This window comes from Prosthecobacter sp., from assembly GCF_044226605.1.
GTDB lineage: Bacteria > Verrucomicrobiota > Verrucomicrobiia > Verrucomicrobiales > Verrucomicrobiaceae > Prosthecobacter.
Genome location: NZ_JBGAGS010000015.1, coordinates 104,965 through 130,709, shown reverse-complemented (window position 1 = coordinate 130,709; position 25,745 = coordinate 104,965). Strand labels below are relative to the sequence as shown.

14 protein-coding genes are annotated in these 25,745 nt (G+C 62.9%); 4 read left to right on the top strand and 10 right to left on the bottom strand.

What is annotated here, in order from left to right:
* Positions 1-103: 103 nt before the first annotated feature.
* Together ACILSO_RS21045 and ACILSO_RS21040 are read left to right on the top strand one after the other, a co-directional pair.
* Positions 104-739 (top strand): hypothetical protein, encoded by a 636-nt coding sequence (locus ACILSO_RS21045; RefSeq protein ID WP_395739423.1) that lies wholly within the window; start codon positions 104-106, stop codon positions 737-739.
* Positions 736-4,314 carry a hydantoinase B/oxoprolinase family protein gene (locus ACILSO_RS21040; RefSeq protein WP_395739422.1) on the top strand — a complete coding sequence of 1,193 codons (3,579 nt, stop codon included), beginning with the start codon at positions 736-738 and terminating at the stop codon, positions 4,312-4,314. The genes ACILSO_RS21045 and ACILSO_RS21040 overlap by 4 nt, the downstream gene beginning before the upstream one ends.
* Positions 4,315-4,504: 190 nt before the next feature.
* Here the strand turns inward: ACILSO_RS21040 and ACILSO_RS21035 are convergent, their stop codons facing one another.
* The 5 genes from ACILSO_RS21035 to ACILSO_RS21015 form a co-directional block, all read right to left on the bottom strand.
* Positions 4,505-5,038: a hypothetical protein gene (locus ACILSO_RS21035; protein WP_395739421.1), complete on the bottom strand. Its 534-nt coding sequence runs from the start codon at positions 5,036-5,038 to the stop codon at positions 4,505-4,507.
* 357 nt (positions 5,039-5,395) lie between these two features.
* Complete coding sequence (locus ACILSO_RS21030; RefSeq protein WP_395739420.1) at positions 5,396-6,853, bottom strand: PPC domain-containing protein; 1,458 nt, start codon at positions 6,851-6,853, stop codon at positions 5,396-5,398.
* Between the two features lie 106 nt (positions 6,854-6,959).
* Positions 6,960-8,300 carry a DUF1501 domain-containing protein gene (locus ACILSO_RS21025; protein WP_395739419.1) on the bottom strand — a complete coding sequence of 447 codons (1,341 nt, stop codon included), beginning with the start codon at positions 8,298-8,300 and terminating at the stop codon, positions 6,960-6,962.
* A gap of 90 nt (positions 8,301-8,390) precedes the next feature.
* The gene (locus ACILSO_RS21020; protein ID WP_395739418.1) at positions 8,391-8,732 is read right to left on the bottom strand and encodes a hypothetical protein; all 342 of its coding nucleotides are present in this window, start codon (positions 8,730-8,732) and stop codon (positions 8,391-8,393) included.
* A gap of 29 nt (positions 8,733-8,761) precedes the next feature.
* Positions 8,762-12,244 (bottom strand): DUF1553 domain-containing protein, encoded by a 3,483-nt coding sequence (locus ACILSO_RS21015; RefSeq protein WP_395739417.1) that lies wholly within the window; start codon positions 12,242-12,244, stop codon positions 8,762-8,764.
* Positions 12,245-13,222: 978 nt separating this feature from the next.
* Here ACILSO_RS21015 and proB point away from each other — a divergent pair.
* Positions 13,223-14,008 (top strand): glutamate 5-kinase, encoded by a 786-nt coding sequence (gene proB, locus ACILSO_RS21010; protein ID WP_395739416.1) that lies wholly within the window; start codon positions 13,223-13,225, stop codon positions 14,006-14,008.
* Positions 14,009-14,096: 88 nt separating this feature from the next.
* Entirely contained in the window at positions 14,097-14,957 is an 861-nt protein-coding gene (gene purU / locus ACILSO_RS21005) for a formyltetrahydrofolate deformylase (RefSeq protein ID WP_395739415.1), read from the top strand.
* Positions 14,958-15,063: 106 nt separating this feature from the next.
* Here purU and ACILSO_RS21000 read toward each other — a convergent pair whose 3' ends face one another.
* The 5 genes from ACILSO_RS21000 to ACILSO_RS20980 all read right to left on the bottom strand — a co-directional run bounded on the left by ACILSO_RS21000 (position 15,064) and on the right by ACILSO_RS20980 (position 25,326).
* The gene (locus tag ACILSO_RS21000) at positions 15,064-15,642 is read right to left on the bottom strand and encodes a hypothetical protein (protein ID WP_395739414.1); all 579 of its coding nucleotides are present in this window, start codon (positions 15,640-15,642) and stop codon (positions 15,064-15,066) included.
* Positions 15,643-16,861: 1,219 nt separating this feature from the next.
* Positions 16,862-17,056, bottom strand: coding sequence for a hypothetical protein (locus tag ACILSO_RS20995; protein WP_395739413.1), 195 nt, complete (start codon positions 17,054-17,056; stop codon positions 16,862-16,864).
* A gap of 236 nt (positions 17,057-17,292) precedes the next feature.
* Entirely contained in the window at positions 17,293-19,293 is a 2,001-nt protein-coding gene (locus tag ACILSO_RS20990) for a DUF3987 domain-containing protein (protein WP_395739412.1), read from the bottom strand.
* Positions 19,294-19,367: 74 nt separating this feature from the next.
* Entirely contained in the window at positions 19,368-19,664 is a 297-nt protein-coding gene (locus ACILSO_RS20985) for a helix-turn-helix transcriptional regulator (protein WP_395739411.1), read from the bottom strand.
* A gap of 631 nt (positions 19,665-20,295) precedes the next feature.
* A complete protein-coding gene (locus ACILSO_RS20980; RefSeq protein WP_395739410.1) occupies positions 20,296-25,326 on the bottom strand; it encodes a beta strand repeat-containing protein in 5,031 nt (1,676 codons plus the stop codon).
* Positions 25,327-25,745 lie beyond the last annotated feature (419 nt).

Genomic DNA, 25,745 nt, shown 5'->3' with positions numbered 1-25,745 from the left:
GCTTTATCGTGCGGCCATGCGATTGCTCCCCACCCTTCTGATCCTGTCCCTCGGCCTTTCTGCTGTCCTTGCGCAAGACCCGAAAGCCGGCGCCCCGCCCCCCATGTCCGAGGAAGTCCGCAAGATGCTGCTGGAAGCCCGCGACCTGCGCCTGAAGCAGCGCTACGCAGACGCGCTGGAAAAGCTGGAGGCCATCGAAAAAATAGCCCCCAACCTGGCCGACCTCTATGCGCTGCGCGGAGACATCTACCTGGCCCCCCGGCGGCGTGATTTTGACATGGCGCTGCAGCAGTTTGAAAAGGCCGCGCAGCTCCAGCCGGACAGCCCGCTGCCGAAGTTCAACCTCGCGGAATTCTATTTCGTGAAGCACGAGTTTGGCACCGCGCTGGAGCGCTTCACGAAGCTGACGACAGACTTCCCCAAGCTGCCGATGGTGATCCGCCATCTGGTGCATTACAAGCGGGCGCTGTGCGAGCTGAAGCTGGGCCACCGCCCTGCGGCGGAGCAGATCATCGCGGATAACTTCACCTTCATGGACGACACGCCCGCCTATTACTTCAGCAAGGCGGCACTCGCCTTTGACTCGGGCAATCAGGCCAGCGCCGCCGACTGGGTCAAACGCGGCGTGGCTGCCTTCAAGCCCGCAAACTGCGAGGCCTACTACGATGCCTTCAAGGAGCTGCGCTGGGTGCCTGACCTGGACTTTGCCCCTGATGCGGCTGCGCCCAAAAAGCCGTGAAGTGGCGCGTCGCAGCAGACACGGGCGGCACCTTCACGGACTGCCACGCGCTGGATCCGCAGGGGCGTGAGTCACGCTGCAAGGTGCTCTCCACCGGCCATCTGCGAGCCGTGGTGGCGGGTGGTGACGGCATGAGGTATCGGCTTTCCGGCCTGCCTCCCCTGCCCTCTGCTTTGCTCGTCGGCTTTCGTTTGAATGATGTGGGCGGTGCTGCGGAGCGGAGCATCACGGCCTTTGATGACAGCAGCGGCGAAGTCGTGCTGGATGCGCCTGCGTCATGGCCTGTCGGCACGCTGCTGGAGCTTTCCACGGGTGAAGAAGCGCCGGTGCTGGGGGCACGTATCTTAACCAACACACCGCCCGGGCGCGAATTTCCACCGCTGGACCTGCGCATCGCCACCACACGGGCCACCAATGCCCTGCTGGAGCACAAAGGCGGGCGCATAGCACTCTTCATTACGCGGGGCTTTGGGGATCTGCTGCAAATCGGCGATCAGCGCCGGAGCGACCTCTTTGCGCTGAAGCACACACCGCGCGTTCTTTTTCATGAGATCGCCTGCGAGGTGCCGGAGCGTGTGAGTGTGTCCGGAGAGGTGCTGGAGGCTTTGGATGAAAGCAGCGTGCGCACTGCGGCGCAGAGCTGCCTTTCACAAGGCATCACCACAGCGGCCATCGCGCTGCTGCATGGGCATGCACATCCGCGGCATGAGCTACGCGTGGCGGAGATTCTGCGGGAGTGCGGCTTCACGCACCTGACGCTTTCGCATCAGACGGCCGCGTTTGCCAAGCTGCTGCCGCGTACGCAGAGCACGGTGGCAGACGCGTATCTGCACGCGCCAGTGCAGTCTTTTCTCAACGGCATCCGCCATGTGTCCGCCGCCATGCAGGTGATGACGAGCGCGGGCGGACTCAAAACCGCCGATGACATCCGGCCCAAGGACATGCTGCTCAGCGGCCCGGCGGGCGGTGCCATCGGTGCGGCGAATGCAGCGCGTCGCCTGGGTATTTCCAAGATCATCACCTTCGACATGGGGGGAACCAGCACGGACGTAGCGCGCATCGATTCACGACCCGGCTACCGCTTCACGCAGAATGTGGCGGGCATGCAGCTGCTGGCACCTTGCGTGGCCATCGAGACCGTGGCCGCAGGCGGTGGCTCCATCTGCCAGATGACGCACCATGGCCTGGCGGTGGGGCCGCAAAGCGCTGGCTCCAATCCCGGCCCGGCCTGCTATGGCAAAGGCGGCCCGCTGACCATCACGGACGTCAATCTCCTGCTCGGCCGCTTTGACCCCGCACGCGCTCCGATTCCGCTGGATCTCGCTGCCGCGCAGCGCCGGCTGAGCGAACTGCATGCGCAGACGGATGGCAGCGGCACGGAGGCCGATCTGCTGCATTCGCTGCTGCGCCTCGCCGTGGAGCACATGACGGATGCCATTGGCCGCATCTCCATTGGTGAAGGCTATGCACCTGCAGATCATGCCCTGCTCGCCTTTGGCGGTGCCGGCCCGCAGCATGCCTGTGCCGTGGCGGAGGCGCTCGGCATGCAGACCATCCTTGTGCCCGGACATGCCGGCATTCTCAGCGCCGTGGGTTTGCAGGAGGCCGTGCCGGAGCAGATTGTGGAGAAAGAGTTCCGGATGCCGCTGAGTGAGGCGCTGGTGAGTGGCGCACTGAAATCAGTGCTTCCGGACGGGCTGCAGCCCCGGCTACGAACACAGATCGCGGAGCTGCGGCTCAAAGGGCAGGATACGCCGCTGCAGGTGGAGTTTGAAACAGCAGACGATTTGCCAAGACTTTACGCCACCGCCTACGAGCGCCTGTTTGGCTATCCGCCACCGGCCAGCCGTGTGGTGGAGCTGGTGAGCGTGCGCATCATCACCCGCGAGGCGGCAAGCAGCGCACCCGAGTCCGCGCTCCATGCAGAGGTGCTCGATCCCGCGCCAGCTCTGATCCAGGATGCCTTCAGCACCATCGTCATCGCGCCCGGGTGGCAGGTGGAAAAAGTCACGGGCTTTGGTCATGTGCTGCGGAGGCAGGAGGCGGCCACCGCCGTGCCCACGCTGGAGCGCGACCTGCTGCGGCACCGCTTTCACTCCATCGTCAGCGACATGGGCGCGCTGCTCTGCCGCACCTCCATTTCCACGAACATCCGCGAACGCCTCGACTTCTCCTGCGCGCTGCTGGATGCGCATGGGCGGCTGCTCTCCAGCGCACCCCACATTCCCGTGCATCTCGGCGCGCTGGGCGTGTGCGTGCGTGAAGTGGCAAAGGCCATCGCGCTGCAGCCGGGCGATACGATCATCACGAATCACCCGGCTTATGGCGGCTCGCATCTGCCGGACGTCACGCTCATTACGCCGGTGCATGATGGATGCGGCAAGCTGATCGGTTACATCGCCAACCGTGCGCATCATGCGGAGATCGGCGGCATCACGCCTGGCTCCATGCCTGCGAATGCCACGCGCTTGATCGAGGAGGGCGTGGTCATCGCGCCGCGTCATCTTATTCGTGGTGGTGTCTCCTGCTTTGAGGAAATCAGCAGGCTGCTGACCAGTGCCGCGCATCCCACGCGCAACCTCGCTGACAACCTCGCGGATCTGCACGCGCAGCTCGCCGCCAATCTGCACGGCGCCGAGCGCCTGCGCACGCTGGCGGACGAATCGCTGGCGGGCCTCATGCAGAGCATTTTGGAACATTCCGCCGAGGTCATGCGCACGCAGATTGCACGCCTGCCCGACTCCATCTCCGCGCAGGAAAAGCTCGATGACAGCGCCGTCATCGCGGTTTCCATGCGCAAAGCTGAGGGCAAGCTCGTGCTCGATTTCACCGGCACCTCCGGCGTGCATCCGCGGAATCTGAACGCCACCACCGCCATCGTGCGCAGCGCGGTGCTGTATGTGATGCGCCTCATGCTTCAGGAAGACCTGCCGCTGAACGAGGGGCTCACCGAGCCGGTGGAAATCCTCTGCCCCGAGTCCCTGCTCAACCCCACCTTCACCGGCGATGCAGCGCGCGATCCCGCCGTCGTCGGTGGCAATGTGGAGGTGAGCCAGCGACTGGTCGATACGCTCATCAAGGCGCTCGGCCTCCAGGCCTGCAGCCAGGGCACCATGAACAATTTCCTCTTCGGCGGCGCAGGCTTTGGCTACTACGAAACCATCGCCGGAGGTGCGGGAGCAGGCGCGGCATATCACGGTGCCAGCGCCCTGCACACGCACATGACGAACACCGCCATCACCGATCCTGAGATCATCGAGCAGCGCTACCCCGTGCGCCTGTGGCAGTTCGCGATCCGTCGCGACTCCGGTGGCAACGGCCAGTGGCGCGGCGGCGATGGTGTGGTGCGCGAGTTTGAGTTTCTGGAACCGCTCACGGTGAGCCTTCTCACGCAGCATCGTGTCGAAGCACCGTTTGGCATGAACGGAGGCGGCGCTGGTGAGTGCGGTCGGCAGACACTGGTGCGCGCGGGTGCTTCCACACTGCTGGAAGGCTGCACGTCTTTTGCCGTGGAAGCGGGAGACCGCGTGGTGATGGAGACGCCGGGTGGTGGTGGGTGGGGAGCTTCAACCTGACACCTCCAGCCACGTCATCCCTTTTTAGGCCAGTTCTCGAAAAGATTGTCATTTTGACCGGCGAGCGCAGCGGCCCCAGTGGCAAGGCGGGAGCGCAGCCTGCTATTGGAACATAACAGGCAAGCGACTAACGCAGCCAATGGGGCCGCTCCGCCGCCCGGGCAATGTGACAAGATTTTTGAGAGCTGATCTAGAAGACAACGCACCTGTCAGGCACTTCCAGAGACATCACATAGCGTGTGACATAATACTCTTTGCAGACGGCATACAACTCCTGGGTCTTGGCCATGGTCCTGTCGTAGTCGTTGTCAAAACACGGAAGGCCTGCCGCCGAGGGTCTGCAAATGTTCAGAGTGTGTTGGAAATTCAAATAGGGGAAGGAGTCCTGAGCCGTCAGGCACAGGATATCTTCATTCCTGTGATTCTGCCAGATGATGTCTATCATCGAGGCCAGTGAGATGTCCCGCCCGCCTGCCATCATGGGCGGCAGAACAGCCAGTTCTTCCGTTTTGAGGAAGCTTCCAGAGGACCTCTCCAGCAAAATCCTTCGTAGCTCCGTTCGAGTGGACGAAAAATGAGACTGGAAAAAGATGAGCGGCACCCCTCGATAGAATGTGGGAACAGTCTTGATCGCAAAGGTGCGGTCGCTGACGTTGACGTCTGCGGAATAGGCTGCCATGGCTGACGCCAGGATGCCCAAGGCTGCAAGCAAGGTCCGAGTCATGGTGGTGGGATGCACTTTGATCGCGATGCGTCGCAGAATAATGAAGGCGCGAACGCATGGCAATAGAGATTCGTAACTGAGGTGAGGACCGATCCACTTTCCGGAGCAAGCCTGCGACGGCCGAATGCACCGCAAGAAGTACGATAGACATTGCCTCACTTTGTTCGCCCTGCGGGCAGCCTGCGGCTGGCTATCTTCGCTGCGCTTCGGTTCTTGTCTGTCGGTCAGCGCTCTCGCAGGCCGGCATGCCTTCGAATGATCTCAGGCTTCGCCAAGCAGACGATGTGGGGTAGCGCGCATACCTCGGGTCTTTGCAACGCGTCGATCGACGGACAGGAGTGTCCATCGTACTCCTCCTCACGGCTTCTTTGCCACCACGGTCAGCCAGGGGTGCGTGTCTGTGGTGATGAGCAGGTCTCCGCGTGGTTCGACAAACGGCACGGCATAGCTGGCGGTCACGGTTTCCACGGCATCCGGTGCGCTGGTGAGGATCTCAACGGCGAAGGGTGACTGACTGGCCGCCACCTCGGCGGCGGCTTTGAGGGTGAGCTTGACCTCGCCGCCTTTGGCGGGCACGTCCACGGCTTCGGCGGTGACGCCCATGGGCAGGTTTGCCGCCTGGGCCTTGATCTTGCCGGTGAAGGTGCCGTTGGTCTTGATGGTCAGCTTTACCTCCACGCTTTTGCCGGCGTCCAGATGGTAGGCATGGGTGTCCAGCGTGGCGGTGACCGTGGGCACGGATGGCTTCACGGAAAGCTCATAGACATGATCCGCGCCGCCGTGGTGAAAGCGGTCTGCGATGACAAGTTTGTAGTCGCCGTCTTCAGCGGACTTGAAGCGCAGCACGGCGTCCAGGCTGTCCTTGTCGGCGTCGTCCGCCACCTGCAGAGTTTTGCCTTTGGCATCCTCGATGCGCAAGGTGGGATCCACGGGGCTGTGGAGGGACTGCGCACGCACGCTGATCTGCACGCTGAGGCCCTTTTTCAACGGGAAGGTGAAGGTGTCTTCCTCGCCCGCCTTGCTGAGACAGCCGTTCACCGTGGCGGGCGGCGTCAGGGTCTTGGGTTCATCGATAACGAGGGCTGGCCGGGCCTCGTCCGTCGCGATGAGGCGATACACATGGTTCGCGCTGCCTTTGAAGGACACGTCTGCCGCGGGTGGATGCACAAAGGCAAAAAGCTGCGCGTAGAGCGTGCCGTCTGCCGTGGGCGTGTATTCGATGCGCGGGTCCAGATTGGTGCTGTCATGCCCGCCGGCGATCTCCACGCCCCGGTCATTCAGCAGGCGCATGGCCGGGTCCATCGGTGAGCCCAGCGAGTAGCCGTGCAGCTCCAGCGTGATGCGTTTTCCCTTCTGCGCACGCAGTGCAAAAGTGTCCACATCGCCGGCTTTTTCGAACACGCCATTGATCGTCACATTCATCCGGGCCTCGGCCGTTTTGGCGTCTGCCACGGTGTCGTTGGGCTCCTTTTCGAGCACTTCCTCAAACTTGCCCACCTCGATGATGCGCGGCGGCGAGGCGTCGGTGTCATTGTAAATGCGCACGAGGCAGGGCCCCGGCGCGGCCTCTTTGGCGATGTTCAGAAAGAACTTCTTCGGCTTGTCTCCGCCCAGCACCACCACCTGCGGAGAGCTGCACCAGCCGAGAAAAGTCCCCTTCTCCAGCCCTTTGCCGCTCACCGTCGTCTCCACGCGCACACCAGCCTGCCCGCCTGCGGGAAAGAGGCTTTCAAAGCCGGGGGGTGCAGCGAAAGAAGGAAGAACGAATGCCGAATGCAGAATGACAAATGCCAGAAGGCGTGGACTCTTTTTCATTCTTTAATCTGCATTGATTCGCTTGGCTCACCCTCAGGACTTACGTCGCTCGTTTGTCTCGCTCCGTTCCGCTTTTGTCATTCCGCATTCCTCATTTCCCCAGCCATCACGCAAACAGCTCGCGGATGGGCCTGCCACCATTGATCAGCTGCACGGGGCGGCCGGTGTTGGTGTGAAGGATCTGATGCGGATCAATGCCCAGCTTGGTGTAAAGCGTCACGGCAAAGTCTTCCGGGGAGTAGATGTTGTCGCTGGCATAGTAGCCCTTGGGGTCGGTGGCACCGATGATGCCGCCGCGTGGGACTCCCGCGCCTGCGAAAAGAATGTTCATCGCGCCAGGCCAGTGATCGCGACCGCCGTCTTTGTTGATCTTCGGCGTGCGGCCAAATTCTCCGAGGGCCACGACGAGCGTGCTTTCCAGCAGTCCGCGGCGGTCGAGGTCCGTGAGCAGACCGGCCATGCCCTGGTCAAACTTTTGCATGAACTCGCCTTTGCAGGTCTTGAAGAGTTCGCGGTGGTGGTCCCAGCCGCCGTAGTTCACGGTGACGAAGGGCACGCCCACTTCCACGAGGCGGCGCGCCAGCAGCATGCGCTGGCCCACATCGTTGCGGCCGTAGAGCTCGCGGGTCTTGTCGTCTTCGAGGGAAATGTCAAAGGCCTCCTGCGCGGGCTTGGAGGCGATGAGATCCACCGCCTGGCCGTAGAAGGTGTCAAAGCTCACGGCGGGGTCTTCCGCCACGGCGTTGTTGAGGCGCTGCATGCGGTCCAGCGAGTGGCGCAGATCACGACGGGAAAGGCCGCGTGCCTCAGAAATATCGGAAGGCAGCACGACATCGCGCACCTTGAAGCCCTTGGAGTTCGGATCGCCACCGGCGACGAATGGCGCATGCTCCGCGCCGAGGAAATTGGGGCCGCCGCTGCGGGTGATGCTGGGCAGCGTCATGTAGGCGGGGAGGCCGTTCTGCACGCCGCGCTTGTAACTGACCACGCTGCCAAAGGAGGGGTGGAAGGTCACGAAGGCACCGCAGCCCACGGGCACCGGAGTGGGCGCGCCGGTCATCATGTAATGATTGCCGCCGCCGTGATTCGGGTCCTTGTGCGTGACGCTGCGCAGCACGGTGAACTTGTCCGCCACCTTGGAAAGGTAAGGCACGCTCTCGGAGAAATGCACGCCCGGCACGTTCGTGGGGATCGCTTTGAACTCGCCGCGGATCTCGCTCGGCGCGTTCGGCTTCGGGTCAAACATCTCGTAATGCGAGGGTCCGCCGTCCAGCCATACCAGAATGCAGTTCACCGGGCGCGAAAGCGAAGGCTGAGGTGCCTGCGCCGCCATGGCCCGCGCCCGCAGCAGATCCGTAAAGCCCAGCCCGCCGCCCGCAGCGGTGAGGCCGAGCTTCAGAAAATCGCGCCGCATGTGACCGGCGCAGTTGTGGGTGATACGAGACATTCCTTTTGGGGTGTGGGGACGTGGAAATTACGCCGCCCATCCGTAGTTCTTACGAAAGCGAACAAAAGTATCAGATTCAGTTATTTCTCTTCATGCCACTTCGAGAAGGCTGGCATCATGCCAGACGTCGATGTAGTCGCCATCGGTCAAAAATTTCCACCCAGGAGGCAAGGATAGAAACGGCCAGGCCAGAGGACACACCTCAAGGAGATGCTCAACGCACACAGGCTGGAAAAAATCCTCGTCATCTGATTTCTCTCCAGCCCAAACATACCAGCCATTGGTGCCGTTTTCGGGTTTGAGACGAACACCATAAACCGGCGATTGATGAAGACTCTGAAGCGCAATGCCGACGCGAGACCCAGCCGTTGGAGGAGTCAGCTCAGCCCCGTATTGATGGCAGATGTCCTGCTGTTGAATGGATTTCTCCATTGATCGTGTTTTTGCGACCAGCCGAGTCCTCAATGATTAAACACAAACTCCGCCGAGTTCAGCAGGCTCCACATCACGTCTTCAATCGCGGCCTGGCGGTTCTGTGCGCCGACGTCCAGGGCTTTGCCGGCGATGGCGGCTTCTTCGCTGGTGGGCAGGCGTGAGTAGCTGGCGAGGTAGAGTTCTTCCACGATCTGCGCGGGCTGAAGATCGCTCTTGGCGAGGCGGGTGGCGCGGCCTTTGGCACTGACGAGCATTTCCTGCAGCTTGGTGGAATTCATGAGGTGCAGGGCCTGCACCACGCTGGGCTTGGCATCGCGCTCGCAGGGGCATTCGGAGCTGGCGTTCGGGCGGCCGAAGGCGTCCATGAACTGGCTCTCCAGCTTGTGATTCCACGTCTGCTTGGCCAGCGTATCGGCGGGCGTGCCGGAGAAGGATTCTTTGACCTCCGTCACGGCGCACACGGCATCCAGCAGCGTCTCGGCTGGAAGGCGGCGGCGGTAGCTGCGGCTGTAGTTTTTCAGGTCGGCGATGTTGGTCTCATTGGGCAGGCTGCTTTCACGATACACCTGTGACAGCATGATGGTGCGCATGAGGTGCTTCAGGTCGTAGCCGTGCTTCACGAAATCCTGCGCCAGCCAGTCGAGCAGCGCGGCGTTGCTGGGCGGATTGGAGGCGCGAAAGTCATCCACCGGATCGACGATGCCGCGGCCCATGAAGCTGGACCACACGCGGTTCACCACGGCGGGCGCGAAGTAAGGATTGTGCGGATCGGTCATCCAGTCTGCCAGCACGGCGCGCGGGTCCTGCGTTTCTCCGATGGCGATCTCCTTGTCCGCAGGCGGGCGCGGCTTGAGCGTGGCCTTGGTGACGGGATGCTCGATGCCCGCTGTGCCGGGCGTGAACCACATCTGCTCCGGCTCGCCGCTGATGGGTGCGGAGATGCCCTGCCCTTTCCGCTTCATCTGCGTGAAGAACGCGGCCATCTGGTAGTAGTCCGTGAGGTCCCACTTCTCGGTGGGGTGGTGGTGGCACTTCGCGCACTCCAGACGCACGCCGAGGAAAATCTGGCCGATGAAGGTGGCGGCGTCCACGGGCTCGCGCTTGTCACGCCACACGGCCATGGGGCCGTACTGATGCGTGTTTCCCTGCGCCGTCAGCAGCTCGCGCACAAACTGGTCCCAGGGCTTGTTGTCGCGGAAGCTCTGGCGGATCCACTGGTCCAGCAGATACACGGGCTTCACGCCCACACGGGAGGGATTGGGGCGGATGAGGTCTCCCCATTTCACGGCCCAATGGTCCGCCCACTCGGGGCGCTGCAGCAGGGCGTCGATCCACTGCTCGTACTTCTTGGGATCTTTGTTTGCAGCAAAGGCGCGCGCCTCTTCAACCGTGGGCAGCATGCCGATGGCATCGAGCGTGCTGCGGCGCAGGAACTCGCCATCGGTGCAGCTCTCGCTGGGCAGGTGCCCGAGCTTCTGCAGGCGTGCATACACGAGCTTGTCGATCTCATTGCGCACCGTCAGCCCGGCATAGCGCTCCGGAGGCAGCAGCTTGTCCGCAGGCACCGCCACGCGGGAGATGGCCACCTGCCCCATGTAACGCGCCACGATCACGGTCTCGCCGCTCTCGCTGGTGGTCTTCATGCGGCCTTCTTCATCAACGGAGGCGATGGATTTCTCGGAGGAAATGTAGTCCGTGAGGCCCGTCACATCGCGCGTGGTGCCGTTGCTGTATTTCGCGGTGACCTTCAAGGTGCCCGCTTCGTTTTTGCGATACGTCTTTTCCGCTGGCTGCACCTCGATGCCCGTGAGCGCGGGCTGGCCGGGCGTCTCATACGGCATGCCCTGGCGGATCCATTCGGCGATGGTTTTGGCGGATTCGGAATCGGGCTCAAAGCGCTGCCCGCCCTCGTGCTGCACGCGCACCACAGACTTCTGCAGCAGCAGGCTGTCCTCCGGCAATGCGGGGAAAACACGGCGGCCGCGCGAGTCCTTCACCAGCTCCATGTAATCGCCCTTCGGATCGAAGGCGAAGATGGAGAGCTTGAAGCCTGCCTGACCCGAAGACTTCGCGTGGCAGCTTCCGAGATTGCACCCTGCCTTGCTCAGCACGGGCAGGATGTCCTGTGTAAAAGACAGCGCCTTCGGATTGGGCGTGGCAGGTGCAGCCGCGACCGCCGGCCCGGGCAGCTTGGCAAGCTGCTGCTTTTCATCGAGCAGGAAGACGTCTCCCGCGTCCGTGGCGGCAAAGACGTTCTTGCCATCCGCCGTCATCACGGCGGCATTGGGCACGCCTTCCACAGTGCCTGTGCGCTTGTCCTTGCCGGAGGTGAAGGCCAGGCGCACGCCGTCGTGCTCCTTGAGCTCCGTCACGCTGTGCACGCTGCCGTTGTCCATGAAATAGGTCAGGCTGGTCGAGTCCGGAGACCACAGCAGCGCATTCACCGGCGCGGATTTGTCTCCCAGCAGCATGATCATCTCCTTGCTGGCGATGTCCCACACCTTGAGGTCTTTGTCCGCGCTGCCGGTGGCCAGCCATTTGCCATTCGTATTGAAGTCGACGGCCACGATGTGACCCACATGCCCCTCGATCTTCGCCACTTCCTTCAGCGTGGCGGCGTCCCACACCTTCGCGAGATTGTCCGCGCCGCCGGTGGCGATCTGTTTGCCGTCTTTGCTGAGGGCCAGGCTCAAAACATTGTCCGCATGCGCCTCCACGGTTTGCGCAGGCTTGGGCTCGCCGAGCTTCCAGCGGTGCAGCAGGCCCTTCATGCTGATGGCGCCGTCCGCAAGAACGAGCGTGGTCTTGTCCGGCAGGAAAGTCAGCGCTGTGACGCGGCCTTCCAGCGGTGCGGTCAAAGTGTGCGCCACCTTCCAGTCGGCCGCATTCCACACCAGCACGCTCCTGTAACCACCCGCCGCCAGCAGCGAGCCATCCGCATTCCACGCGAGGGACTGCACCACATCCTTGTGCCCTTCCAGCGTGGCGATCACGGGCGCGTCCTTCGCCGAGACATCGCGGATCAGCACCTGACTCCCCCGCCCCACGGCCAGCCGCTTGCTGTCCGGGCTCAGGGCCATGGCGGCGGCGGGAGTGTGGCTCGCGGGCAGAGCAGTGAGCTTGTCCGCAGGTGTGAGCTCGCCGAATTTCTTCAGCGCCGCGTCATCCCACGGCGCGCCCGCATTCACCCAGGCCTTGAGCAGGTTGATCTGCTTCTCCGGCATCTGTTTTTTCGGCGGCATGTGCGCATCGCCGGGGTCATTGAGAGCCTTGATGAGTGCGCTGTGGTCGGCATCGCCCGAGACCATGGCCGCGCCGTTTTCACCGCCTTTGAGGGCGAGATCGCGCGTCTCCAGGGAGAGGCCGCCCTTCTTTTTGTCCGCATTGTGGCAGCCGAGGCACTGCGTCTTCAGAAGTCCCATGGCCTGAGCCGGATGGACCTTGGCCACCTCCGCGGCGAGCGGGGTGGTGAGCAATGCGAAAGCGAGAACATGGCGGCTGCGAATCATGGGGGTGAAACAACTACGGCTGCACCTGCGCGGCTCTTGCCAAAGACAGCGCTGGAGGAGACGAGGAATGCGGCTGCATCTCTTCAATACGTCTCGCGGGGGCAGATCGAAACACCTCTCCAGAATACTTACACCGCAGAGGCTGGAACGCCGCAGAGATTTCCAGAAAGGAATCCAAAAAGAACTCTGCGTTCTCCAATTCTCCCGAGTACTCGATGCGCGAACGTGCGAGGTTGTAGCTCGGAGCCGAAGCGAAGCGGAGACAGCCGAAGGCAATTCCAATACCGAGTCGGCACCGTCGCGGTATCGGAATGCCGCGCTACATTTCCCATGCCACCCGCTTTGAGCAATTTCTCCGGGAGAGAATCCTGAAAGCGTATTTCTGTTCACCCTCAAGCCGCCATTAGTCCATCCGCTCTCCCGAATCGCACCTTGCGTGAACGTGCGGAGTTGTAGCTCGGTATTCCGATACCGAGTCGGCACCGTCGCGGTATCGGAATACCGCGCTACATTTCCCATGCCACCCGCTGTGAGCCAATTCTCCGGGAGAGAAGCCTGAGAGCGTATTTTCTGTTCACCCTCAAGCCGCCACTAGTCCAGGCGCTCTCCCGAGTCACTCCTTGCGCGAACGTGCGAGATTGTAGCTCGGTATTCCGATACCGAGTCGGCACCGTCGCGGTATCGGAATACCGCGCTACACCACCCGCGCCACCCGCTTTCAGCAAATTCTCCCGGCGGCGTGGGACCTGCGAGTTCATCTTCTTTCCACCATCCTTCTCCCAAGAGTCCAGCCGCTCCGCAGTTCCATCCGCGCTGCACCCCTCCCCCGTTTTTTGCGCCTCTTTGCGCCTTTTTGCAGCCCCACGCCTGCCTCTTTCCATCCCCACGCCTCTCATTTCCCGCTTCACAGCACCCATTTGCCCTTTGCATCACTGCGCAGCCCGCCATATTCGCCGCCCCTCGTTTCCCTACCCCCTCATGGCCTCCAAGCGCATCGTACTCAAATTCGGCTCCGGCATTCTCACGCGCAAAGACGCACCGGAACCCGATCCCGTGCAGTTGCGCAAGCTCGTGGAGGCTGTGGCGCTGCTGCGGCGCGCCGGGCATTCCGTGGTCGTCGTCAGCAGCGGTGCCGTGGCCTCCGGCCTGAAGCCGCTGGAGTTCAGCCAGCGCCCGACCGATGTGACCACCCTGCAGGCGCTCGCCGCCGTGGGACAGACGCACCTCATGCACGCCTACGAGTCCCTGTTGCGCGATCACGGCCTGCACGTGGCCCAGCTTCTGGTCACGCATGAAGACTTTGAAAACGCCGACCGCGCGCCGCGCGTGAAGGCCGTGCTGGACCGCCTGCTGGAGTTCAGCCAGGTGGTGCCCGTCATCAATGAAAACGACTCCGTCGCCATCGAAGAGCTGCGCTACGGAGACAATGACAAGCTCTCCTCCCGCGTGGCCCGCTTCTGGGGTGCCGATGTCCTCATCCTGCTCACCAGCGCCCCCGGTCTGCTGCGCGACATGAAAAACCCCGCTGAAGGCCCCATCCCCGTGGTGCATGATGTGGATCAGGTCATCCACCACGCCGAGGAGGAAAAATCCACCCTCGGCACCGGCGGCATGATCTCAAAACTGCGCGCCGTGCAGGACGCCGTGCACGGCGGCGTGGAGTGCATCATCGCCTCCGGCCGTCACGCCGAGCAGATCCCCTCATTGATCGATGGCGAAGGCATTTGCACGCGCTTCCCCGCTGCACCGGGTTCCAAAGTTTAAGTTTAAGGTTTCAAGTTCAACCCGAACTCCCGCGCCAGCGTTACAGCTTCAAACTTTAAACTTTAACCTTCCAACTTTAAACCCCGTCATGGCCTCCGCAGACATCGCCACCCTTCTCATTCACTGCCCGGACCGCCCCGGCCTCGTGCATGACGTCACCGGCTTCATCTTCTCGCATCAGGGAAACATCATCGATCTGCAGCAGCACATCGATGAGGAGCAGAACGCCTTTTTCATGCGCCTGGAATGGAGCCTGGAAAACTTCACGCTCGAAAAAGAGGAGATCGAGTCACGCCTGCAGCCCATGGCGCGCCGGCATGAAATGCAGATGCGCCTCAGCTTTGCCAGCCAGCGCAAACGCATCGCCCTCTTCGTCACCAAGGAAAACCACTGCCTCTACGATCTCCTCGCCCGCCATGAATCCGGCGACCTCGCGGTGGACATCCCGCTCATCGTGGCCAATCACGAAACCCTGCGTCCTGCCGCCGAGCGCTTCGGCATCCCCTTCCACCATTTCCCCATCACCAAGGAGAACAAGCTCGCGCAGGAGGCCGCGCAGATCGAGCTGCTGCGTCAGCACAAGATCGACACCGTCGTGCTCGCGCGCTACATGCAGATCATCAGCCCCGCGATGATCGCGGAGTTTCCGCATCGCATCCTCAACATTCATCACAGCTTCCTGCCCGCCTTCGTCGGTGCCAAGCCCTACCATCAGGCCTTCCAGCGCGGCGTGAAGATCATCGGCGCCACCAGCCACTACGTCACCGCGGATCTCGATGAAGGCCCCATCATTCATCAGGACGTCATGCGCGTCAGCCACGAAGACGACGTCCACGACCTCGTCCGCCTCGGCCGCGACCTCGAAAAAACCGTCCTCGCCAAAGCCCTCTGGTGGCACGTCAGCGACCGCGTGCTGGTGGTGAAAAACAAGACGGTGGTGTTTGATTGATGGGGGTGGGGTGGGAGCGGTAGCCTGGAAAAACGCTGCCGTAAAACGACGTGCACCACCTTTTCCAAAAACTTCGCTGGCACATGCCGCCGACGCTTCGCGAAGCTCAAGCCCCCGGCTCGCTCTTCTTGTAGGTGTTGGTCGAGATCTCGGACCAGCCGTGCGGTTTGATCAGGGCTTCCAGGGCGGCGCGGAAGCGCTTGCGCCGGCCTGAGACGGTTTGCTTGAAGGCTCCTTCGGAGGGAACGACATCGCTGATCAGGATCCTCACCCGGCCGTCCGGAGACCGTTTGAAAAAGGCGCTCTCCTGGTTGTTTAAAATCGCCTCGGCCACTTCCGCTGCCGGACCTTTGACGTTCATCCGCTTCGCCATGGCGTGGAGCTGGCGTTTGCGGGTGCCTACGATTTCCGCCGTGTGCGCCACCACGTCCACACACCAGCGCTGCATCTCCGCGCGGGTCGATCCATTCACCGTGCCACCATGCCGTTCGATCTCAAAACTCAGCAGCGGCGGCTCCCAGCTCATCCCCTCCGTCCGTCCGCGGATCTTGTGCGCCTTCATCCCGCCATCCCTCGCCCCGCGCAAAGACCCCCACGCCTCCTCCAGCAAAAATTCCACCTGCCCCACGTCAAGCTGCGCCCCCGGCGGCAGGCCCATCAGAAACTCTTTGAGCGATGTGTTCATGGTCGAAAAAGTGAATGAGGTGCCGTCTGATGCCAAGCGTTACCGCATGCACCCGCTTGATCCAATACGAAACTCGACGCCCAGCCCAGCGGGTAAAAAACTGCCACGGGGCGACGCGAGGCCACTGCACCAATTTGGAGTGCGGTCGCGCAGGGAGGAACGACCGCAGCTACCGCTTTCGCAGGCAGGACGGCGTGCGTGAGACACCCACCCACCGAGCACCCCATACCGCACGGCGCGCGAAAGCCCCCCTGTCCCTCCGCGAGCCACAATCCCCTCGAAAGCGGTAGCTCCGATGCAAGGCTGCGCCTCGCATCTGCGCGACCGCACTCCAAAATTGCCCAGCGCGTTCGCAGCAGACTATGGAGTGCGGTCGCGCAGGGAGGAACGACCGCAGCTACCGCTTTCCGCAGGCGGTGCCAGCATGCGGACAACAGCGAGCCCCCCGAACACGGCAGTCGCACGGCCTACGCCAGCCGCACAAGCCCTCGCCCGTCTCGAGACGCTCGAAAGCGGCAGCCGCACGGCGCCGCCAGCCGCACAAGCCCTCGCCATGAGCTTTCTCAGCTTCGCGAGTCATTCCAGTTTCGTCGGTTTCGTCGGTTTCGTCGGTTTCGTCGGTTTCGTCGGTTTCGTCGGTGTGTTTTGGGAGGGGCACCTTTTTTTCGCGCTCCGTCAGCAGAACCTGAAACTGAACGGCAATGGAAAAGGGAGGCAAGGGGTGGAAAACGATACCAGCAGGTGGCATTTCATGGCCACGCCTTCAAACCTTCGAAGATGGCGGCCTGCTTCTGGCGGTCATCGAAGGTCAGGAACTCGGTGGTATCAAGCTCCAAGGGTAACTATTGATGTTCGTAGAGAATCTGGCAGCGGCGTCTCGGTGGCTTTGGGAGGCCCCTCACCCTAACCCTCTCCCCGAAGTCAGCATTCAGCTATCAAGCTTCGGACGGGGAGAGGGGATTGGCGCTGGGACGCTTTAAAACTCAGTCGGAGTCACAACGCGAACCTCCTCTCCCCGCCCTAGACCTCGCAGCTCTGTGCATCCTTCGGGGAGAGGTTAGGGTGAGGGGCCTCCCAAAGCCTCCTTACGCCAGCATCTTCCATCCCATTACCACGGCCCTGAATAGTTTCCTCCAAGGCCAGGGCTACATGCAGGAGATCCAGGGAGCGTACCGCCAGATGGCTTTAAGAGCAGGCTGGAATCCACACAGACCATGGATCAAACGATGTCAGCACGTGAGGCTTCCAGCTCTTCGGATGCACCGATGACTGGCTCGGGAAAGATGGCTTCGATTTCTTCCAGTCGGTGCTTCATCCACGCGGCGTCTGCTGCAGGCTTCCTGTCAGCCATGGAATCAGTCATGGCGCGCTTCTGCGGCGGCACCAGTCGCGCCACCTCCAGCCCTTTGTCCATGATGGCGATAGTCCCCCCCGCACAGGGTGCGGCCAGGGTGAAAACACACACTACCCCAATGCATATCCGCTCTTCAAAAAAAACCTTCCCCCCTCAAAATACACCGACGAAACCGACGAAACCTCCCCCGCACCAACTGCATCACCTCTCCCCTCTCCGCCCGCGTCTTCAAAAAAAAGCTTCACCCCTCAAAACACACCGACGAAACCGACGAAACCTCCCCGGCACCGTCCGTTTCACCGCAGCGAAGCGGTCCCTTGAATTTCGAGCGTCTTTTTCGCCAGTGGATTAATCTGGTAGCTTGTGGTAGGACGGCCGCCTTTGGAATTGGCGGACTGCTGCGTGGGAATGAGCCAGCGATGCTCCGCCAACATTTCACAGGCTGATTCAGAATCCTCTGTGGACATGAGCCCGGTCCACCCCTTCCGCCGCACATCCCGCGCCTTAAACTCCTCCGGCAGCCCCGCGCTGCCATCGCACAGCTTTTTCAGCAGGGTCTTCACGGCATCGCTCTCAGCCACGCGGGCGGAGGTGAAGACGCGGTGGGCGTGGGATTCTAGGCAGTCGGCGAAGGAGATGGCGCGCTGGAGGGCGGAGAGGGTCACGCCGCCGCCGGGCTGCTCGGCGAAGTGGGTGAGGAGGGCGAGGGCGGGGACGAGCTTGCGGTATTTGCCGAGGTGGGCTTCGATGGCGGGAGTCATGACGCCGCTGCGGAGGCGCAGCTCCAGCACGCGGCGCCAGTCATTGAAAAGCTCCTGCGCATCCGGCGCGAAATGGAAGGTGGGGATGTTGTCGCGGTTGGTCTGCACGCCGTTTTTGAGAAGCTGCGCGTTGGTGATGTTTTCAAAGGCGTGGAAGACATCGGAGGCCTCCCATTCGGCATCGCGGCACAGGGGGCGGTCCACGTCCTGCCAGTTGGGATTCACGTCCGGCCAGACCATGAGGGAGAAGCGCTGCAGGAAGCCATCGGCTCCGGCGCTGTGGCCATTGGCCTCGCGCACGTGCGCGGCGATGACGCCGGGCTGAATGCTGCCGAGCAGGCTGAGCACGCAGGACTCGATGTAGCGGCGGCCACGCCCGATGCGGTCGAAAGTGTAGCCCTCCTTGCCGCTCCAGGCCTGCAGCAAAAAGGCGCGCAGAGACTGGTTGCCATCCTTTTCCAAAAGCGCGAACAGGCCCGCGAGCTCGTCCTGATAAAGCAGGGTGCCGGTGGGATTGTCCCGCAGCACTTCGCCGAGCGCCTCGATGCTGGCGTCATTCACGATGAAGCGGCGCAGCGGCGGCGGCTCGCCGCCCACGGGCTCCACGAGCTGCGCGTAGTCAAAGGCCTCGCCATTCTTCGCGGCCTTGCGCGCGGCGGCTTCCAAAGCACCGCGCTTCATGCGTGCCTCGATCTCATTCGCCTGGCGCTGCCCCACCTCGAGCTCGTGCTCTTTGCAGACCATTTTTTCCAGCTCGCGCAGCGGGCGCATGACGGCCTGCATGGCGGGAGATTTCATGAGCGAGGGGCTGCCGATGAGCATGGCCCACAAATGCGGAAACTCGGTGTAGGAGTCGTCCTTCTCCTTGGGCTGGATGCAGAACCGGCGCCCCGCGATGCTGGAGAGCGCGGCCATGGCAGCCACGGCAGGAAACTCCGGCGGGCACTGCATGCGCTCGGCGATGTCTGAGATCCACGGGCGAAAGGGCGCGGGCAGCCAGGCGGTGTCAAAGGGCTTCACGGGGGGCAGCGCCGCGCCGAGTGGCAGCGGGCGCGGGGCATCCTCCCCGGTGGAGTAGGCGATCTGTTCCAGCCGTTTCAAATTTTCCCGCAGCGTCGCCGCCATCTCCTGCGGCCCGGCGTCCGCCGTCTGCGCCATCTCTCCTACTTCTGCAAGGATGCGGCGCGCGTGCGCCTGGGCGACCTGCCGCGCATGCCAGTGCGCGAGTTCCACATTGAAGATGCCATGCTGCTCGGTGAGCAGGCAGATGCGCTCATTGGCGTCTGGCACGGCATGCTGCCGGCGCAGGGCCACGGAGACGGTTTGCACGCTGATGGCCTCGCCCCGGCTGTGCATGTCCAGCAGCAGCTCCCACACGCTGCGGCGCCCGGGATCCACAAAGGCCTCGGGGTGCTGGATGATGGCGGCGATGCCGGGCAGCCAGTCCGCGTGATCGTCCATCACGGCGGCGATGATCTGTATTTCGCAATCGGGTGCCGTCAGCATGGCTCCGACATTTTCGGCTGGGTAGTGCATGGTGTGGTCAGGGGGGTGGAAGGGTGGTCTGGCGAATGTGTTCGGAGTGGTATTTTGTGGTATTTCGTTTCCTTTTAGGCGGTGGTGGCGGTGCTGGTGGCGGACGTGCCGGGGCTGTCGCTCTGCGTTTGCTGCTGCTCAGGAGCGGGCACACGGGCCTGCACGTGGAAACGCTCGCGCAGCGTGGCCTCCACCTCGGCGAGGTCGTAGCGCACACCCCCACCGATCTTGAAGTAAGGGAGCACGCCGGTGCGTGTCAGTTCGTCAATGGTGCGCACGGAAAAGCCGCAGTAGGCGGCGAGTTCCTTGCGGGTGATCTTCCTGGCCTGAAGGCTGGAAGCGGTGCTGGGTATCGGTGATGAGTTGTTCATGCCGATGTTTTTAATTGGGCCCGTTTTTCAGGAGTCAAAGAAAAAGTTGCGGGAAAATGCAAAAGGCTGCGCGAGGATGAGCGGAGAAGCAGGGATGGGTATGGCGTGGTAGGATGTGGTCTTCTGGTTGAACGCCCTCCTGCACGAACTCGATGGCGGGAAGGAGTTTCAAGTTTCACGCTGGCGGAGCTTGATTCGTCGGCGGCTTTGGGTGCACTCGAAATTTGATCAGCGCGCCGCCTCTGATGGGTACGACAGACACTCCTGTCTGTCGATCAGCGCCCGCGCAGACACGCTTGGTGCACGGAATTCCCACAGAGGCCTGCTTCGCATCGTGTGAGGTCAGTCGATGGCGAGTCGGCCTGAGAGAGCGCTGGCCGACAGACAGGAGTGTCTGTCGTACTTCCCCGAATTGCGCCTCATACCAGGAAGAAGCATTTCAGGCTACTCGGTCGATTCCAAGGCGTGGGCTGGCGGAATGTTTCGCGCTCGTTTGTTTACCCGCAATCTGGCTGCAGGCGCGTCCGGAGCCGGCAAGATGCCGGCGCTCCCAGTGGGGGCATGTGCCTTGCGTGGGCGTTGGGGGATGGATGGGTGTGCTTCGGCGGCATGCCCTGACCTCTTGACCGCCCTACCGCCTGCGGCGGCGGAAGATCAGCATGGCGAGGCCGCAGAGCATCAAAAGGCCGCGCGTGGGCTCCGGCACTGCAACGACGGTCAGGGTGAGATCGCCGCTGCCGGAGAAGTTGCTGATGTTCCAGAGGCCGATGCCGGTGATGTCGGGGAGGTCGAGGTTGCCTTCGTTGCCAGCGGAGTTCGCGCCAGTGCGGAGGTCGGTGCCGGTGCTGAATCCGTTGGTGGTCAGCAGGCCGCTCCAGTCGAGGATTTTGAAGGTGTCGCCGACGGCGGCGGTGTAGCCGCTGCCGTTGACGAGGATGTTGCTGAGGCTGTTGAGTGTGAGCGCACCGGTGATGTTGATCTGGTCGGAGGCGAGGCTGGCGCCCGCGGTGGAGCCGGTGATCTGCAGCTCGGCCACGGTAGTGGTGGCAACGGGAACGAAGGTGAGGCTCTGCGTGTTGAGAGTGCCGGTGGCTGCTCCTGCGCTGTCGCCGGGCTTGATGGTGCCCTGGATGACGGTAGTGGCCCCTGCGATGGTGCCGGTGCCTGCCAGCACAGCGCCCGCGCCATTGACGGTCGTATTTCCTGTGCCGGTCTGGCCCACGCTGGATGCACCGACCTGCAGCGTGCCTGCGCTCACGGTGGTGGTGCCGGTGTAGGTGTTCACCGCTGCGAGAGTCGTGGTGCCAGCGCCCACTTTGGTCAGGGCACCGGCGCCGGTGACGACGGCATTGATGGCGAGATCGCCGCTGCCGCCCACGCTGGAGTCGGTGGCGAGATTCACGCTGCTGAGATTGGCCGTCGCAGTGGCCGTGCCGCCGATGACGTTCACGCCCGGAGTCGTGGCATAGCCGCCACCGCTGCTGTCCAGGGTGACACCGTTCAGCACAAACGCGCCGTCATTGCCCGCCACCGTCGCGGAAGTGCTGGAGCTGCCGCTGATGGTCACGGTTGGCACGGAGGTGAAATTGGTTCCCGGATTCACAATCGTGAGCCCCACCACGGTGTAGTTGGCGTTGTTTCCCGCGACCGTCGGGGCGGTGCCGGCCACCAGCACGGTGCCGCCGCTGAAGGTGGCGGTGGGCGTGCCGGTGAAGCCGGTGCCGGGATTCGTCACCGTGATGCTGACGACTTTGCCATTCGTGTCCAGATTGGCCACGCCGGTGGCTCCGTTGGTAAGCGTCACCGTCGGGCCGGAGCTGTAGGTCGTGGTATTTGATGTGACGACATACGATGCGCTGGTGACGCCCACCGAGGCGATGACCACGGAGCCCGTGCCACCACTCACCGTGACCACCGGAGCCAGGCCGTAACCCGCACCACCACTCGTCAGCGAGAGGCTGCCTGCACTGAGGCCGAGCTGGGCGGTGGCAGTCGCATTTCCACCCGGGGAGGAGTCAAGGGTGACCGTGGCCCCTGCGGACCAGCCGGTGGTGCTCACGCCAGAAAAGCTCAGCGAGGCCACGCCACTGCCGATGCTGGCGGCTGTGGCGCTGTTGTTCACCAGCGCGCCCGCGCCGGACACGCCCGTACCATTGAGCGTGATGACCTCCTGCACGCTGCTCTGTCCATTGAGGTCCAGCGTGGCTCCCGCACTCACCGTGGTGCCCGCCGCGCCGGAGGCAAGCGAGGCACCGCCGCTGCCGAGGGCCGCGGCACTGCCCAGCGCCAGGGTGCCCTGATTGACCGTCGTCGCGCCGTCATAGGTATTGGCCCCGGAGAGCGTCAGGGTGCCAGCGCCGTCTTTGATGAAGCCCACGTTGTTGTTCGCATGGTTATTGGCCGCGCCTGTGCCACCGCCCAAAGTGCCGCCATAGGTCTGCGAGCCGGAGGCGACGGTCACATCCAGCAGGCTGGTGGATGTGGCGCTGCCGCCGATGACGGCATTGGCCGTGCCGGTGCCAGCGGTGGTGAGTCCGGTGATGCTCTGCGAATAGCCATTGAGCTGCAGCACACCCGAGGTCGTGCCGGTGCCGAGCGTGACGCTGGTGCCGGTGGGCAGGCGGTCATTGCCGAGGTCGATGCGCAGCGTGCCGTTTTCAATGAGCGTGCTGCCGGCGTAGGTGTTGTCCCGCGCGGTGAGGATGAGGGTGCCCGCACCGGTTTTGTCCAGGCCGCCCGCGCCCGTGACATTGCCGGTGATGGTGAGCTGCGCTGTGCTGCCAGCCGTGGCGGCAGTGGGGTCCACCTGGATGCGCGAAGTCGTCTGCAGCACCACTTCATTCACGATGGTCGTCTTTGGATCTGCAAACGCGGAACCCGTGGTCTGATCGGTGATGCGGATGGCGCCATTGCTGCCGAAGCCGTTGCCATTGATCAAGATGCGGCCGTTGGTGGAATTCGCGCCAAAGGTGCCCGTGGCGTCGTCATTCACCTCGTAGGTGCCGCCGCTGTTCACGGTGATGCTTGGCACGCTGGTGAACTGCTGGCTGTTCATGCGCACCACGCCGTTGTTGATCACGATGTCGCCGCTGAAGGTGCTGACGCTGGTGCCCACGGTGATGCCACCGGCCCCGGTGAGGGTGAGCGTGCCAGTGCCGGTGATGCCCGCGCCCTGGACGGTCTGCGCGGTGGCGAAATTAAAAGTGCCGCCGCCCGCGCCGATGGTGAGCGGATGATTCGTCGCGCTGACGGTGCCGATACCAGTAGTTCCGGTGATGGTGAGCGTGCCGCCATCCAGCGTGACGCCCGCCGCTGCGACTCCCAGATTTCCCGTCGCGCTGACGGAAACGGAACCGCCATTGATGATGGTGGCGCCGGTGAAAGTGTTCGTCCCCGTCAGCACCAGCGCGCCATCGCCGGACTTCGTGAGCGTGGTGCCGCTGATGACGGAGTTGATCGTCAGCGTGGAGGCGCTGTTTTGCTGCACAATCAGCTCGCCGGTGGAAGTGGCGAGCACGCCGCGCTTGCTCGTGGTGCCGATGCTGGTGGCACCCGCAGTGGAGGCCACGAGCAGGCCGCCGCTCTCCAATGTGAGCGTGTCCGTGCCCACATTGAAGGCCACGGCGGAGGTGCCGGTGAGGCGCAGGGTGTTGGTGGTGGCGGTGGTGACGCCGCTGCTCGTCACGGTGGTGGTGGCGGCGCTCAGGCTGGTGTGCAGGCCGGTGGCCAGAGAGGTGGTGTAGCTGCCCGCTGCCAGCGCCACGATGTTGCCGCTGCCGTCATTCACCGCCCAGTCGTTCGACTTGTAGGTGGCATACGCGCCGAGGATGTTCATGGCGTCATTGCCGCTGCTGACGCTGGTGTTGTTGGCAGTCGTGGTGGTGATGCTGGCCACGCCGCTGCCGCTGCTCACGGGATTGAAATTCACCGTCGTGCCCGTGTTGCGCGTGATGGCATTGAGCGTGAGGGTCGCGTTCTGGTTCGTGCCGCTCGTCACCGAGATGCGTGCACCGCCGCCGAGAATGCCGCTGGTATTTCCTAATGTGAGGCTGGCCACGGTTTCAGCGGAAGCCGCGCTGCCATTGCCCGTGAGGGTGAGCGAGCCGCCATTGAGCGTGAGCGCTGCGGTGGAGCTGAGTTTGGTGCCGTTGTTGGTCGTGTCATCCAGCAGCAAAGTGCCGCCGCTGACGGTGGTGGTGCCGGTGTAGGTGTTGGCACCGCGAAACGCCACCGTGCCGCCGCCGATAAGCGTCACCGCATCCGTGCTGCCCGTGGCGGAGGCGGCGCGCAGGAGGCCGGTGGTAAACTCCACCGTGCCGCCGCTGGCGGAGGTGATTGTCACCCCCTTTGCCACACCGCCGTCGCTGCCCAGGGTCACAGTGCCGCTGTAAGTCACCGTGCCGGAGGAGTTCAGCCCGCCGAGGGTCATCACGGCGGTGTTGCCAGACTGCAGGCGCACATTTCTGCCCACGTTGGTCGCGTCCGTGTTGAGCAAAAGCGAAGCCACGCTGGTGCCGCTGGTATTTCCCACCAGCACGTCCGTGGTGGCATTTCCCAGGGCACCCGCCGCACCGTTCGGCGCGCTGGCGGCCACGATGAGCCTGCCCGCATTCACGATGGTGGCTCCCGCGTAGTCGCTGGCGGAGCCGGAGAGCACCAGCGTCTGGGTGGAGCCCGCCAGCGTGAACCCTGCATTGGGATCGGTGCCGGAGAGCTTTCCTGAAAACACATAGTAGCCCGCCAGCGACATGGAGAGGCCCACATTGGAGGCGCCGGTCCCGGACATCAGGATGTTTCCGCCGCCAGACAAGGCGCCGAAGGTCTCCCCGTTGCTGTTGAAGTCAAAGGTGCCGCCGCCCAGCACATTGAGGACCGTGGAGTTGCCAAACAGGTCCCCCGCCGAGCCGCTGAAGCGCACCGTGCCCGCGCCGCTGACGTTGATCGTGGTGTTGGAGAATCCGCCGAGATCTCCAATATTGAGAAATTTACCGGTCGTGGAGTTGTTGATGAGGTTGATCACCAGGCCCGTGTTGCTGCCACTGTTTGCATACGTGACGCCGTCTCCCAGGGTCAGCGTGCCGGTGCCGCTGTTGATGAAGGTCTGCTTCGTGCCGTTCGTGTACGTTTGCGCGCCGGTGCTGAGCGTGAGCGTGCCGGAGCCGGAATTCGTCACCGTTGTTTCACCGTCAAAGGTGATCGGCGCGGAGACCGTGGCATTGCCCGCACCCGTGAGCGTGATGCCGGAAAGCATCGCGCCGTTTGAGGTCGAATTGGTGAAGTCCAGCACGTTCGTCGTGGGCGAGCCCGCGAGGGTGATGGTGCCCGCCGTGTTGGCAAACGTGAGCTGGTTCAGCACGAAATTGCCGATGTCGTTCGTGGTGGTGTACGTCGTGCTTCCTTTAAAGAGAAGCGATGTCGCATTGCTGCTGAGAGGGACACTCGCGGGTGACCAGTTGCCTGCGGTGTTCCAGGTGCCGGCCGTGGTGTTCCAGGTGGACTGGGCCTGCGCCTGGGCCTGAACCGCGAGGATCAGGGCCAGACAGGTCAGGAGACAAAACATGCTGCGCAGGAAATTCAGGGGCAGCGTGGGCATGAGGGCGCGATAACGGCTCAGGGCCGTCAGGCGGCGCGCGCGGGCCGCTTGCAGACTAAGATGGGGCATTTTTTAAAGGAGGGGGGACTTGTTGTTACCGCTCCTTGTTGCAGCCAGCCATTCATGCGTGGTGACTATATCGTTGCACAATCTTCTCATCCTCAACCATGGGTCAAAGCCGTCACTCAATGGTTCTTCCAGGTGGCATGCTCTGACGCGCCAAGATGAAGCGTTGGAAGACATCACGCTTTTTTGAAGCGCTGCCATAGCCGCGCCCAAAGCACTCTCGCCCGCCTGCTTGCCGCAAGGTTTCAAACACGAACTGCATCTGATCCGTGCTGGTCGTGAAATCCGTGGTTCCAAGTCTGGATTCTTTGACCACAGATGGCACGGAGGATCACGGATGACCCAGCCAGAACGGGAAAGGCCTGGCCCGTGTTTGACGGCCTGCATCACAACCGCTGCGCGTGCCGCCCCCGCGCCAAAAG

What these genes read in the sequence shown, in the direction of transcription:
- ACILSO_RS21045 (WP_395739423.1), top strand. Translation starts at nt 104, where the DNA reads ATGTCCGAGGAAGTCCGCAAGATGCTGCTGGAAGCCCGCGACCTGCGC.
- ACILSO_RS21035 (WP_395739421.1), bottom strand. Translation starts at nt 5,038, where the DNA reads ATGACTCGGACCTTGCTTGCAGCCTTGGGCATCCTGGCGTCAGCCATG.
- ACILSO_RS21030 (WP_395739420.1), bottom strand. Translation starts at nt 6,853, where the DNA reads ATGAAAAAGAGTCCACGCCTTCTGGCATTTGTCATTCTGCATTCGGCA.
- ACILSO_RS21025 (WP_395739419.1), bottom strand. Translation starts at nt 8,300, where the DNA reads ATGTCTCGTATCACCCACAACTGCGCCGGTCACATGCGGCGCGATTTT.
- ACILSO_RS21020 (WP_395739418.1), bottom strand. Translation starts at nt 8,732, where the DNA reads ATGGAGAAATCCATTCAACAGCAGGACATCTGCCATCAATACGGGGCT.
- ACILSO_RS21015 (WP_395739417.1), bottom strand. Translation starts at nt 12,244, where the DNA reads ATGATTCGCAGCCGCCATGTTCTCGCTTTCGCATTGCTCACCACCCCG.
- proB (WP_395739416.1), top strand. Translation starts at nt 13,223, where the DNA reads ATGGCCTCCAAGCGCATCGTACTCAAATTCGGCTCCGGCATTCTCACG.
- purU (WP_395739415.1), top strand. Translation starts at nt 14,097, where the DNA reads ATGGCCTCCGCAGACATCGCCACCCTTCTCATTCACTGCCCGGACCGC.
- ACILSO_RS21000 (WP_395739414.1), bottom strand. Translation starts at nt 15,642, where the DNA reads ATGAACACATCGCTCAAAGAGTTTCTGATGGGCCTGCCGCCGGGGGCG.
- ACILSO_RS20995 (WP_395739413.1), bottom strand. Translation starts at nt 17,056, where the DNA reads ATGGACAAAGGGCTGGAGGTGGCGCGACTGGTGCCGCCGCAGAAGCGC.
- ACILSO_RS20990 (WP_395739412.1), bottom strand. Translation starts at nt 19,293, where the DNA reads ATGCACTACCCAGCCGAAAATGTCGGAGCCATGCTGACGGCACCCGAT.
- ACILSO_RS20985 (WP_395739411.1), bottom strand. Translation starts at nt 19,664, where the DNA reads ATGAACAACTCATCACCGATACCCAGCACCGCTTCCAGCCTTCAGGCC.
- ACILSO_RS20980 (WP_395739410.1), bottom strand. Translation starts at nt 25,326, where the DNA reads ATGCCCCATCTTAGTCTGCAAGCGGCCCGCGCGCGCCGCCTGACGGCC.